Source organism: Thiocystis violascens DSM 198, from assembly GCF_000227745.2.
GTDB classification, from domain to species: domain Bacteria; phylum Pseudomonadota; class Gammaproteobacteria; order Chromatiales; family Chromatiaceae; genus Chromatium; species Chromatium violascens.
This window is the reverse complement of the sequence record NC_018012.1, coordinates 602,160-615,178: the sequence shown is the minus strand read 5'-3', so window position 1 is coordinate 615,178 and position 13,019 is coordinate 602,160. Positions and strand designations below refer to the sequence as shown.

11 protein-coding genes are annotated in these 13,019 nt (G+C 55.2%); 1 reads left to right on the top strand and 10 read right to left on the bottom strand.

From position 1 onward, the window contains the following. Positions 1–9 precede the first annotated feature (9 nt). The 3 genes from THIVI_RS02860 to THIVI_RS02845 all read right to left on the bottom strand — a co-directional run bounded on the left by THIVI_RS02860 (position 10) and on the right by THIVI_RS02845 (position 4,532). Positions 10–1,566: a type I restriction-modification system subunit M gene (locus THIVI_RS02860; RefSeq protein ID WP_014777142.1), complete on the bottom strand. Its 1,557-nt coding sequence runs from the start codon at positions 1,564–1,566 to the stop codon at positions 10–12. Positions 1,567–2,193: 627 nt separating this feature from the next. Further along, complete coding sequence (locus THIVI_RS02850; RefSeq protein ID WP_014777140.1) at positions 2,194–3,684, bottom strand: AAA family ATPase; 1,491 nt, start codon at positions 3,682–3,684, stop codon at positions 2,194–2,196. A 116-nt stretch (positions 3,685–3,800) separates the two neighbouring features. Continuing rightward, entirely contained in the window at positions 3,801–4,532 is a 732-nt protein-coding gene (locus THIVI_RS02845) for a biotin/lipoyl attachment domain-containing protein (protein WP_157174344.1), read from the bottom strand. 126 nt (positions 4,533–4,658) lie between these two features. Between THIVI_RS02845 and THIVI_RS23310 the strand changes: the two genes are divergently transcribed. Next, positions 4,659–5,381: an IS1 family transposase gene (locus THIVI_RS23310; RefSeq protein WP_014776653.1), complete on the top strand. Its 723-nt coding sequence runs from the start codon at positions 4,659–4,661 to the stop codon at positions 5,379–5,381. A 19-nt stretch (positions 5,382–5,400) separates the two neighbouring features. Here the strand turns inward: THIVI_RS23310 and THIVI_RS02835 are convergent, their stop codons facing one another. From THIVI_RS02835 to THIVI_RS02805, 7 genes are all read right to left on the bottom strand, one after another. Beyond that, positions 5,401–5,880: a hypothetical protein gene (locus THIVI_RS02835; RefSeq protein ID WP_014777138.1), complete on the bottom strand. Its 480-nt coding sequence runs from the start codon at positions 5,878–5,880 to the stop codon at positions 5,401–5,403. 141 nt (positions 5,881–6,021) lie between these two features. Further along, positions 6,022–6,717, bottom strand: coding sequence for a hypothetical protein (locus THIVI_RS02830; protein ID WP_014777137.1), 696 nt, complete (start codon positions 6,715–6,717; stop codon positions 6,022–6,024). Between the two features lie 157 nt (positions 6,718–6,874). After that, a complete protein-coding gene (locus tag THIVI_RS02825) occupies positions 6,875–8,473 on the bottom strand; it encodes a hypothetical protein (protein WP_014777136.1) in 1,599 nt (532 codons plus the stop codon). A 518-nt stretch (positions 8,474–8,991) separates the two neighbouring features. Next, entirely contained in the window at positions 8,992–10,599 is a 1,608-nt protein-coding gene (locus THIVI_RS02820; RefSeq protein WP_014777135.1) for a VWA domain-containing protein, read from the bottom strand. An 83-nt stretch (positions 10,600–10,682) separates the two neighbouring features. Next, positions 10,683–11,816 (bottom strand): DUF3150 domain-containing protein, encoded by a 1,134-nt coding sequence (locus tag THIVI_RS02815; protein ID WP_245537360.1) that lies wholly within the window; start codon positions 11,814–11,816, stop codon positions 10,683–10,685. Then, positions 11,713–12,027, bottom strand: a complete 315-nt coding sequence (locus THIVI_RS02810) for a hypothetical protein (RefSeq protein ID WP_014777133.1) — start codon at positions 12,025–12,027, stop codon at positions 11,713–11,715. Before THIVI_RS02810 ends, THIVI_RS02815 begins: the two co-directional genes overlap by 104 nt. Continuing rightward, entirely contained in the window at positions 12,024–12,986 is a 963-nt protein-coding gene (locus THIVI_RS02805) for an AAA family ATPase (protein WP_014777132.1), read from the bottom strand. Before THIVI_RS02805 ends, THIVI_RS02810 begins: the two co-directional genes overlap by 4 nt. Between the last annotated feature and the right edge of the window lie 33 nt (positions 12,987–13,019).

Sequence of the window (13,019 nt, the reverse complement as noted above, 5' to 3'; positions counted from 1 at the left end):
TGCCTCGGCTCAATCGAGTAAGAAGGCCGCATTCTCGGCAATGCGGGTTTGCAGTTCCAGTGCTTGCGCATTCAACGCCTCCAGTTCCTCGTTCCACGCTTCAAACTGCGCCTTGAAGTCCTCGTCACTGACGGACTCGCCCGCCACCACGCCAACGTAGCGGCCTGGGTTGAGCGACCAGCCCTGCGCGGCAATCTCGTCGAGCGTGGCGACTTTGCAGAGTCCGGGGACATCCTGATAGACCAGTTCCGGGAAGGTCTCGCGCAGATCGGGATCGGTGCCGGGGTAATCTTCGTCTGGTCCGGCCATGAACTCGGGCGCTTCGCCACGATAGAGCCGGGCGATGTTGGCGAGATACTCGATCTGTCGTGGGCTCCACTTGCGCAATGCCCGATTGACTTGGCGGTAGAGATGGCGAGCATCGATGAACAGCACCTGCTTGGCACGCGCCGTCTGGAATTTCTTTTTGTCCAGAAACCAGAGCGTACAGGGCAAGGTCACGGTGTAGAACATATTGGAACCGACCGCGACCATCACATCGACGGCCTTGTCGTCCAGGAGCTTGCGACGAATCTCCTGTTCGGCCCCGCGCGCATCGCTGGCGGAGTTCGCCATTACGAAGCCCGCGCGTCCGATGGGGTTGAGGGCGCTGTAGAAGAGCTGAATCCAGAGATAGTTGGCGTTGTCGGTGGTGGGAATCCCAAAGGGAAAGCGTTTGTCGCCTTTCAGGCGTTCCTTGTCCACTCCACTGACGTTGAACGGCGGATTCGCCATCACGAAGTCGAAACGACCCAGTGCGTCGTGCGGGTTCTCGTAGTAGGTATTCGCCACGCGAATGTCCCCCGAGAGACCATGCACCGCGAGGTTCATCTTGGCGAGCTTGACGGTTTCGGCGTCCTTCTCGGTGCCGAAGACGCTGATCTCGGACGCCACGTTGCGCTGGTGACGTTTGCCGAAGGCGGCACTCTGCACAAACATGCCAGCGGAGCCGCTGGCGGGATCAAAGATGCGTCCGTGGTAGGGCTCGATGATCTCGACGATGAGTTCGACCAGGGATTTGGGCGTAAAGAACACACCGCCTTTCTGCCCTTCCGCCAGCGCGAAGGCACCCAGGAAGTATTCGTAGATGACACCGAACGCATCACCTGCTTGATTCAGCGGTGCCAGCAGACGCAGCAGCTCGATGAGCGTGGGGTTCGAGAGCAGGGTGTAGTTGCGTGGCAGGACGCCGCGCAGCTCCTCGTTCTCGGCTTCGATGGCAGACATGGCGTCGTTCACGGCACGACCGACATTCTCGCCTTCCGGCAGCGCCAGTAGATGCGAGAAGCGGGCCTTGTCAGGCAGATAGAGGGTACCTTTCTCCTGGTAGTCGTACTTATCGGCGTTTGCGGGCGACACGCCCTCCTGTTGGAGTTCGGCCTGTGCATCGACAAACCGCTGCTCGGCATGGCGCAGGAAGATGAGGCCCAGAACGGGCGTCGAGAACTGCGAGGGACGCAGCCCGGTGTTGGCCCAGAGCTGGTCAGCGGCGCTCCATAAACGCGATTCGATGTCCTTGATCGTCATGAGTCTTCTTGCTGGTGATGGTTTCAAGTCTTCAAGCACATCCCGTGCAGGAAAGCACTTGAGTCATTCAGGCCAGGGTGTCTGCGCGCGAGACGACAAGACAGCAGAGGCTCCTATGCCTGATGCTCCGCCATGCGCCGTCAAAGATCAACCGATAGGGCGTCATTCTGTCGTCGTGCGGCGTCTGAGAGGCTCAAGCTTGGGTGATTTGATGTTGGAATGCCTCGTGCTTCGTACAAAGGTCTTGGCGCTAGGAACGTAAAGAGCATGTTTAAGGCATCGGCCCATTACGGACGGTCAGATTGCCAGGGAAAGGTGAGTTACGCCCAGGTCGTACAACTCGCGAAGAAGTTCATTTGCACCAGATACCTAAAGCCTCTCGAACAGATAATCTCGACGCTAGACGGCTTTCAAATGGCGTATGACCGCAAACAGGGCAGACAGAAAGAATGTCGCCCGGCACTAAAGCGTCGCTTCTCGGGGACACCGTCTTGCGCCATCGACAAACAGGACAAGTGTAAGTCGTTGGTGGAGGACGAATAGACATGATATTTTCTCATTTTTCCTGATTCTCGACCCCACGTCGAAGCGACTTGGCTTTTTTAAAAGACAGAGCGATTGCCCCGTTCACGACGCCGGCTTGATCGTCATCTCCGCGAACCGCTCCGCGTATTCCTGCACTTTCTTCTTCATCACCTCGCGCAAGGGATGTGTGTTACCGATCACGCCCAACAGGCGTTCGGTCTCCAGCGTCGGGCAATCCTCGACAAAGGCTTGTTCGATGCCTTCCTTGACCACCGACTCGATGTCCGCGCCTGAATAGCCCGCCGTCGCCTTGGCCAAGCGTTCCAATTGAATCCGTGCCGACAGTTGCTTGCGCCGTTGCAGATGCACCCGAAAAATCTCGACCCGCTCGGCCTCGCTCGGAAAATCGACATAGAAAATCTCGTCGAAGCGGCCCTTGCGCAGCAGTTCCGGCGGCAGCGCCGAGATGTCGTTGGCGGTCGCGATCACGAACACCTGTTTGGTCTTGTCCTGCATCCAGGTCAGGAAATAGCCGAACAGCCGGGTCGCCACTTCCGAACCCTCGCCGCCGCTGCCCATGCCGACGAACGCCTTTTCCACCTCGTCCACCCACAGCACGCAGGGACTGACCGCCTCGGCGACCTGAATCGCCCGGCGCATGTTGCCCTCGCTCTCGCCGACGTACTTGCCCATCAGCGAGCCCATGTCGAGCTTGAGCAGCGGCAGATTGAAGAGCGCGGCGGTCGCCTTGGCGGTCAGCGATTTGCCGCAGCCGGGCATGCCGACGATCATCACCCCTTTCGGCGGCTCGACCCCGAAGGCGCGCGCGGCGGGCCAATCGGCCATCACCCGCGCCTTTTGATGCAGCCAGGGTTTCAGCTTGCCCAGCCCGCCGATGTCCTCCAGCCGTTCGCGCACCGTCAGCATTTCGAGAATGCCGCTCTTCTTGATGATCTGCGCCTTCTCGGTCAGCACCAGATCCAGGTCTTCCAGCCCGATGTTGCCGTCGCGCTGATAGCCGCGATTGATCAACTGGCCGATCTCGTAGCGGGTCAAGCCTTGCAGAGCCAGCGCCATCTTGCCCAGGGTGTCCGCGTCCAGCGTCAGATCGTAGGCGGCGGCGTACTCCGCGACGACCGACCGGATCAGGGTTTCGTCCGGCAGCGGCAGCTCGAATAGGGTGATGAATTTTTCCAGTTCCGGCGGCACGAACAATTGAGACGAGAGCAAAAAGATCGTCACCGCCGCCTCGTCATCGGCCAGGATGCGGCTGACCAGCGCCTTGAGCCGCGCCACCGCCAGCGGCTGATCGCGCAGCCCCAGATGGGCATCGCGGATCACGATGAAATGGTTGTCGAGATCCTGATCAAGCAGGTTCTCCAGCGCGGCGGCCAGATCGCACCACTCCATCAGCGGACGCTTGGTAACGAAATCGACCATGCCCCGCGCCAGGTTCCATTCCAGGATCTTGCGGTCGTCGGCGAGGGCGGCGATCAGCGCGTCGGCCTCGGCTTCTTCGTAGGTGAGGAGATAGAGAACCGGGTAGTGGGATTCGATGTGGGCGCGGAGGGTGTCTTGGAGTGTTTTGGGCATGGATTTAGAGTCTCGAAAAACGGATTTTAGAAAATCGCTGTCGTATTCCTGAAAAATGAGACAAAGCCGTTTTTCTTTCAACATCAGCGATTCATCAGAAATCTTCGTCAGGCGTATCAAAAAAACGACTTAATTTTCTGATAGAACTTGCTGATTTCTTCCTGAACAAAACTGGCTGTAGAGTGACTTGAAAAAGTTTCTACCCTTAACAAAATCGTACCGTTTGAGACCTTGCTTTCCTCATCAATAAGGATCTCTCTGACAATTCCGGTCGCGTTTGAGCGAATTGATTTACCTCCTGAATATGAATACTTTTCCTTCGCAATAACATCGTTTGCGTAAATCCTGTCGCCGACTTCGACACATAGCTTTATATTTTTTTCTTCGCTATCTTCAAGTCCATACATGATTATATCTTTTTTATCGATATTTTTATTGAAAAAAATTATCTTGCAGTGGTCTTGAGGGAGTCCTGCGAGGGAGTCTAGTAACGAATTTCTTGCTTTTTTTAGCTTTCCCGCTATTTCGAAATCATCACTATCTTCGTCAACTTGTTCAATTCCTTGTTTTACTTCCTCATTGTTCCATAACGAAAAAATCATTGATAACATTCCACTTTTTGGAAGCTCGTAACTATCAATAATGTCAATAACCGACTGAATAACTGAGATGCGGCGATCAATTGCTTTTTTAAACAATGTAATATTCGTTTTTTCCAAAATGAGTTTTGACACAAGATCAAGAATATTTTGTCGATGCTTTAAAATGGATAAAAGAACATGCCAGTTACCAGAATAATCTTCCGCACTTTCCGGCAGGATAAACCATCCAATAAGATCTCCTGACACTAATTTCTGATGATCATCGGCAATCTTTTCAACTATTTTGCAAGCGACAGGTGGAGAAAAAAACAGATCCGAATATGGTAGTGCCCCAATCTATAGGATCTAAAATCTGACTGGATTTATTCAAACATGAATCACTGCCCAACTTGCAACACCACCAAGATCGTGAAGAATGGATTTAATGCAACCGGAAAGCAAAACCATCTTTGTCGGGAATGTGGCCGTCAATTCGTGATTGACCCCTTAGTTTCAGCGATTTCTGAAGAGACCAAATCGCTGATCGATCGACTGCTTCTTGAACGGATTGCGCTTGCTGGTATCGCGCGTGTTGCAAATGTCTCTGAATCCTGGTTGCAAATCTATGTCAATCAAAAATACGAGGGCGTTCCGCGCCAATTAAACGTGCCAAAGTTGTCTGATTTTCGACTGGTTGTCGAGTGCGACGAACTGTGGTCATTTGTTTTGAAAAAAGATGAAAAACAATGGGTTTGGATCGCGAAAGATCGTGACTCTGGATATGTTGTCGGACTTTATATCGGATCTCGTGGCATTAAGGGTGCGCAAGGATTATGGAATTCATTGCCACGCGATTATCAAGAATTGGCCGATTTCTACACCGATTTTTGGGAAGCTTATCAATCCGTTTTTCCAGAATTCCGTCATTACGCTGTCGGTAAGGAATCGGGAAAGACAAATCATATCGAACGATACAACTGCACACTCAGGCAACGTATTTCCAGGCTCGTACGAAAAGCACTTTCTTTCTCAAAAAAGCTTGAGAACCATATTGGAGCTATTTGGCATTTTGTCCATCATTATAATAGCACTCTCTCAGTTAAAGCTCATTCGTGAAATCATATAGAGAAGGGCACTACCCCGAATATTTCTCGAAAACAGATTCTCCTTTAAAATAAACCTCTTTCTGAGGTGCCCAGCATAATTCCACTTCTGTATTCTCTGCTTTATTACAGTTGGCCGTAATGCAATTGAGCCTTATCGCTTGATAAATCGCTAAATCAACGATCTCTGCCAGATCGTCATACATTTTCACCTGTTCATTCACGCTAATTTCTGTTTTCGTGGGTGCCTTGTTTAACATCGCCGAAGCAATTTCATCGTCGATATCGACACCAAAAATCTCGCACAATCCCTTGAGCAAAGTATGATCCTCCGCGCCATCGAGTGTCTTCACCGCCGCCAGTTCATCCTGCAACTTTCTCGAACTCAGCCACTTAGCCAGCAGTCCACTGTGGGCATGAGCCAGAATCTCAAGCGTGAAATGATCCCGCAACTCATCCACGGTCTTCACTTTCACGCCATCGATAGGCAGATCGAACTTGATGATTTTCATTTGTGTACATCCGCTTGAAATGAAATTTAGATGGCTGCTCAGCGCCTTCAAACACACGAATCCGCACAATTGATTAAGAGAATAAAAGTATGCAGTCAAAAGGAGGACACCATGCACCCAACCAGCAAACTCTAGACTACTTTAAACGTAGTCACCGTATTGATCAAGCAACCGAATATCGAATTTGGATAGCTTGCTTTTGTCTTCGATTTCCTTAAGCTCTCTTACAATCTCTTTAAGCTTAGGCGTCATGTATGGACCTGGATTAGGATTTTTCTTTCCGAACAGATACTCACGTACTGTGAGTTTTTCATCAATAGCTTTGTTGGTGTGAATCGGTTTCTTAGGAGACGTTTTGAAAATTACATCAAATACGTCTTTGGGCTCTTCAAACGATGTGTCTTTAGAAACTTTATTTACACATTCGTTTTCTTGCGTAGACACGACTGTCACTGGGTCAACATTCATGATGGCGCTGGTGAGGGCATCGACGACGACTACCACTGAGCATTCTTTTTCTGGCTCGGTCTCACTTACAATTAAAAAATAATCGCCAGCTTTTTTTCTTTTTTTTGCATCAATAATGGACGCTAAACCTTCATCAGTAACATCGACATGCAGAATTTGGCTCAGACTTTTTAGGAGAGAGTAATCATCTGCTTCATCCAACGAATTGATCGCTGCCAACTCATCGTCCATCTTTCGGGACGACATCCACCTAGACAGTTTCCCGCTCCGATAATGATCAAGGATCTCCACGGTAAAGTTGTCGCGTAGCTCCTCAATACTTTTGGCGTTCATGCAATTAATAGGAAGATCAAATTTAATCGTTTTCATCTCGTTGTTGCTCCAATTTGAAAACCACTGCTTTACCCTATTCGCCGCGATCTGACAGAGTCAGGTTGAGGTGTGCGGTGAAATAGGCGTTCGCTCCAGTTTGAGTATCCATTGATCCGTCGTGCGCGGAATCGCTCCCGCGCATCTCGTCAAACACTCAAGCTGCGAACCAAGTCAACGGGTTCAATTTGCGAGTCACGGCAGCGCCGGCTTCTTTGAGTCCAACGTTCAGGGTCTTGAGCATGGTCGATGCCGTCTTGACCAGCACCTTGCCGCCCGCATAGACGGCCTCGCCGATCTTGCTCCCGGCCATGCCGCCTGCGACGCCGCCGACAAAGCCACCGACCACTACGCCCACTGGTCCCAAAATAGCGCCAAGGGCCGCGCCCTGGGTCACGCCGTAGCTGGCTGCCATGAGTCCGCCCAGGGCACTGCAACTAACCGTGCCCATGGCGTCGAGCGCCTCCGAACCGGTGAGTTCGCCCTGGGTGAGCTTGAATAGAATCTTGGCGTTTTCGAGGCCGATATACACGATATTGGCGATGCGACCGGCGGGGGTATTCTTGAGCAGCGTCCCCAGCCAGCCATTCTTGACGGCGACCACCACCGCGCCAGAGACGGCGACCTGGACGCCGACATGCTTGCCGCTCTTGATGGAACTGTCGAAAAACTCCCGGAGATCCTCGCTGGCCGGTGGGTTTTCCTTGCCGGTGAGCCGATTCCAGACACGTCGACCAAGAATCCGCCCGCCCTGCATACCAGCGGCGATGGTGGCGCCAATCAGCGCCTGCTTGCCGATGCCCTTGACGATGTTGATGCGGTTGACATCGTTCCATTCGTATTGGCGCAGTTCCTGCTCGTGCTGCGCCTTCTTGCGCATGACGGCGAGTTCCTCGCGACTTGGCATCTCCACCTTGACGCCATCGGTTTCGAGCGTGCTGGTGACTTTCAGATCCGGAAATTCGCGTTGCACGCGCTCGACCTGATCCTCGTGCACCAGCAGGGTCGTGCCCTTTGGGTAATCGTGTGCGCGAACGTTCTGGATGAGATTGTCGGTGTTGGCGTAGGTCTTGACCTGGACGTTTTGCACCAGATGATTGGAGGCATCACGCAGTACCAGATCGTGCGAGTCGAGCGATTGGCTGCGGAGCACTTCGGCGCGAACACCGGAATGGCTGGCCTGGGCGTTGAGATTGAACTGGTTGGCAACCTCGGTCTCGGCGATATTCCCGTGGAGCGTTCCGGCCTGGTTGATGGGTCCAGTCCCGTTCCGCGTCAACACCGTCTTCTCGAATTGCCGATTAGCTTCGCCAAGCGCCCGATCAATCTGGCTGGCATAGTGGCCGACCTGAGCCACGCCCGCGATGCCCGCGCCGTCCTCGATCCGTTTCGCCAGCCAGCTTTCCCGGCTCTTGCCCTTGTCGAGATGGGCGTAGAGCGACGCCTTGGCGGCGTTGGCCTGCTCGACGCTGACGATGATGTCGCGGGCGGTGGACTCGATCTCGGCTTCGTCCCGCCAGAGCGTCGGAAACTGGCGGAGTTCGGCGGTTAGCCATTCATCGAGCGGTTGTTCCGTTTTATGTCGTTCGTAGGAGGCCACAAAGCGCGTGATCAAGTGCCCGGTTTGTGTTGCGTTCGCTTCCCCATCAAAGACTTCTTGAGCGATCTGCTCCGCCTGTTGGTTCTGGCATTCCTCTTGGGTGATGTGATCGACATCAATGGATTCGGACGAGGATATGGATCGTGACTGATTCATCGTGTGTGTACTTCTTCCAAAGTTGAAGATCGATGGCGCCGGATTGCGAGACCTTGAAACTATTGTTGTCTATCAGTGTAAGTGGCTTCTGAAAGCGAATACCACAGTTATCAGCGTGCGGCTGTATGACTGGGAATCAGTGTAAAAGACACATGCGACAACCTGTGTCGTTCGCGTTGAGGTTTCCGCGACAGACAACGAACCAGCAATCCCCTCGTGCGAGTCAGCAAAAGGCGATGCAAGCAATCGCCAGCGTCCGAATCGGTGATCGCAAGGCAAAAAAAATCGATGCCCATCCATCAGGACTGATCCAACCCGTCATGGCTGACAAGCATCGGATAAAAGCCCCTCTTTCGGAAGTGAAAATACAACTCTTCGTGACCATCGACTGTGATGCACTTCGCGTTTCGCCATACCAAAAGTCCCCGAGATAGGCCCGCTTCAACCCTAAAATATCGCCAAGCATCGTTCTGCGGGGCTGACAGCCCCGCATTTTCTGAAACACGATTCGGCGAATACTAGCCGCCGACAATGAGCAACTGCTCCGCTTTCTGGAAGAGTTCGCGTTTCAAGTCGGCAATGTCGTGAATGCGGATGGCCACGGGAAATAGCCGCGACACATCTAAGCCAATCCCCACGCCGATCATCTGAATCCCCGCCACTGTCGCTTGACGAACCAGCTTCGCAGCACTCGTGAAGTCATCGGGTCCGCCATCGGTCAAGGTGACGACAACCTTGCGCGTCTCGCGGCGTGCCAGCAGATCTGCGACCGCGAACCAGAGCGCCCCAGTCATGGGCGTTCCGCCCCGACCACGTTGCACGAACGCGCCCGCTCTTGCAGACACCCGGTCGTCATGCGACAGAAGGCGCGTGATCTTCTCATCTTCGCCGTCGATTCCTGGAAAGGCGGAGACCGCGCGTGACACGCCATTGGTCGTTTCCAGCGCGAGCGCCAAGGCCATCGCCGCATCCAGCGCGATCACGTCTTGACCTCCAGCCATCGAGCCTGAGAGGTCGACCAGCAGGTGCAGCGCGGTATTCGGTGCCACCTTGCGCTCCTTGAGACGGAAGATCCTGGAATCTCCGACAGCAGCGCGATGCAGGTGATGCGTGGATAACATCCTGCCTCTTCGCGCGGAGCGCCGTGTCTCCAAGGTATGAGCTTCAATGAGTCCTTGCAGTCGAGCCGTCAGTTTGGCGGAATGCACCTTGACCCGGTTCAACGCGAGCTGTCCTTGCTGGCGATCTCCGGCGTATTGCTCCAATGCAGGCAGCAGGGTTGGTGAATCACCCGAATGCTTGCCCAGTGTTTCGGCAACCGACTCGAAGAGGTCGGCGGGAAGCTCGGCGTCTGTCGCATCCAAGGCGGCTTGGAGTGCTGGTTTCACGTCAACCTGCTTGGGTTGAGTGCTTTGATCTGGGTTATTACCGCTTTGATCCTGGCGATTAGCGCCTTGTTCTTGGTTCTGGCGGGTTCCTTCCTCCTCCTCGTCTGGTTCAGCTTCCGGGCTGGCTTCCTCTTCGACCAAGGCGACAATCTTGGCAGCCAGTGCGATTGAATCGGCGGTACTGGTCAGTCTTGGAATCTCGGACATGAGACCTTGCAGTCGGTGGACGAACCTTGAACCCAGTACCTTGCGCATCACGCGATCCGCTTGCTTCGCTTGGGTTGCCAGTGCTGGTTGTTGACGGTAACGGTGCCGTGCCAGCGCAAGGATGCCGTTGCTTAGGATCTCGACCGGCTTGTCCGTCGCGTTCACTTCAGACATCCTGCCGTCAGCCATCAACGTCTCGATCACACTGTCCAAGGTCGTGCGTGTCCCTGGATAAGCCTGGATCATCTCGGCTTCGATGCGAATGTCCTCGATGATATTTTCGAGATGGCGACCCAACGGGGTGAGATGCCGTGGTAGGCCGAAGTCGGTGTAGCGGACATGCCCGGCTTCGTGCGCCAGATAGCCAAAGGCCAGGGTCTTGCTGGTGGCGTCATCGCGGATCTCTGGGATCTGGATCATGGTGCCATCGGTCCAGGCGTGCGAGCCGCTCACCTGAACCGGAATCCCGAATTTGCGCCCATAGGCGGCGGCGACAATCGGTAGGGCGTTGGTGATGGTGTGTCGTTGCATGGTGCACTCCAATAAAAAAAAGGCGCCTCACCGGTTGGGTGAAGCGCCTGGGGGATGAAGACGAGGGTTTTTTGAGGTGTCGGTTAAAAGAAGAAACTCTCGATCTCGCGGCTCGCACGCCTGGACCCTGGATTGACCGCCGCCTGTTCGCCGTCCACAGCCGCGAACGACGGTTGCTCGGCGTCCGGTTCCCAACCTTCAGTGTCGTGTTGCAGCGACCATTGACCGGCACCGTGCCGCGCCAAGCGGTGCGGATCGGACAGCAAGAGCGCCAGCCCCATTCCTTCGTTGAAGAGGCCACCCGTGATCGGTGCGGCCATGGGTAGACGCCCGACCCAATCGTCGATCGCATCAACGACCGGTTGAATGCGTTCGTCGAGAAACGATAGACAGGCGAGCTTCTCGCGAATGCGTCCGAAGGTGCCCAGCGCGCGGCGGTGCAGTTTGTCCTTGCCCTCGAAACTGCCGTCCAGGTCGCGCGCCAGTTGGCTGACTTCCGCAAAAATCCCGTCGCCGAGCCCCGCCACCTCCTCGGCCAAGGTGCCGGGATGGTCCGCCGGTGCGATTTGCACCAGTTGGTAGCCGAAGCGCAGCCGTGCGCCAACAACAGCAGCAGGCTCGATCGCTCTGCGAATCGGTTCCTCGAACTCGGGCAGACGATTGATCCACTGCTCAAGTGCTTGGTCGTAACCACACAGAAAGGTCCGGGTTTCCCGGTCGAACTCTGTCTTGATCATGTCCAACTGTTCGGCCAAGGCTTCGGCGTGGGCATGCGGGACGGCATAGCCGCCCAGAAAACGAGTGCCGACACGCAAACAAGCGCGATCCGCACGCTGTTTGATGCGATGAAAGCCCTTTAAGGCGTCCGGATCGCAAACGCGCTTGCTTCCTAGCGACACCAGATCCTCCGGTGGCATCTCGGCCCCGAGTTTCAGGTCTTCGGCGCGGAGCTTCTTGCGTCCGGACCAAATCGCGATGGACAAGATGACCAAGGTGACTTGATCGGTGATGGTGGTGATGGCTTGCATGTTGATCTCCTGCCAAAGCACGGCGCACACGCCCGCCTCACCACGGCAAACGAATGCGCCGCTGTTGGCGATGGATGGGTTGAAGTTAGAAGTAGAAGCTGTCGCCTGGACCCAGCAGGGTGGTGAGATCGACAGTGTTCTTGCGGAGGGGTCGTACCGCGTGGGTGTTGACAGGTCGGCCCGCGTCATCGAGCCAAATCGTCCCAATCGGTCGATAGCCCTTCCCGAGCTTCTGTTGCGCGCGTTCCTGCGCCTCCCGCAGCGGCTTGATCTGACACTGACGAAGTTGATTGCTCGGTCCCCAGCGGATCTCGGCAGTCCCATTGCCCAGATGGCTGTAGGCCCACTCCTTGGCGGTGCCGTCGGGATGGGTGTAGCGGTACAACGCGAAGGACTTCATGGCGTCGCCTGCCAGTAGTCGCCGAAGATGTCGGCGGCAATCCGATGAATGGCTTCCTGCTGTTCCGGTTCGGCTCTCGCCGTGAGTGCCTGGGTCAAGGCGTACTCGAAGACATTCGGAGCGCCCTTGAACGTCAAGCTCAGGGTGGCCCAACGCACCAAGGTCCGCGTGCTCATCGTCAGGGTTAGCTCCGGCTCGCCTTCGCTGGACCCCAAGAACAAGCGCCGGATGTCCTCCGCCACGCGCAGCATCTTGTCGATGATGTCGAGTGGCAGCTTGGGAGCCGCCGCGAGAACAACCTGCTTCTCGGTGTCTGCGTCTGGATACCCAACGCTGATGACACGAAACCGGTCCATAAAGGCGAGGTTTTGGCGCAAGGTGCCCTGGTACAGCCCTGACCGATCTCCTGAACCTGCGGTATTCCCCGTGGCGAAGACGCGGAATTGGGGATGCGGTTGAATGACCTCGCCCCCGTTTTCCGCGATCACCAGCGGCTGGCCTTCCAGAATGTCGTTCAGACCGGCCAGTTCGGACGGGTCCATCAGATCGGATTCATTCAGGATGAGCAGGTGCCCATCCCTGGCCGCGACCGATAACGGCCCATGCACGAAGCGCGTGGAGCCATTGATCAGCACGAACTGACCGATTAAAGCGTTCAGTTCCAAGCGACCGTGACAGGTCACGGTTTGGACCGGGTAGTTCAACCGGGCCGCAATCTGGCAGATCAGCGAGGTCTTGCCGCTGCCCGTGGGTCCAGTCAGGAACAAGCCGTCACCATTGGCAGCGTGCAGATAGGCCAGCACATCCCGGAGCAATTCGGGACGAAAGACATAGGGCTGCCTGACCGGAATCTGCGGATGGGCGTCGTCGGCAAAGCCGTGGACTTCCAAGCCCGGTTTGGCGTTGACGCCGAAGGTGGCGGCGACGTTAAACGTTTGTCCTGTGGGGATCGTGGTCATGCGGGTCTCCTCAAAGCAAGCGCGGGAGACGCA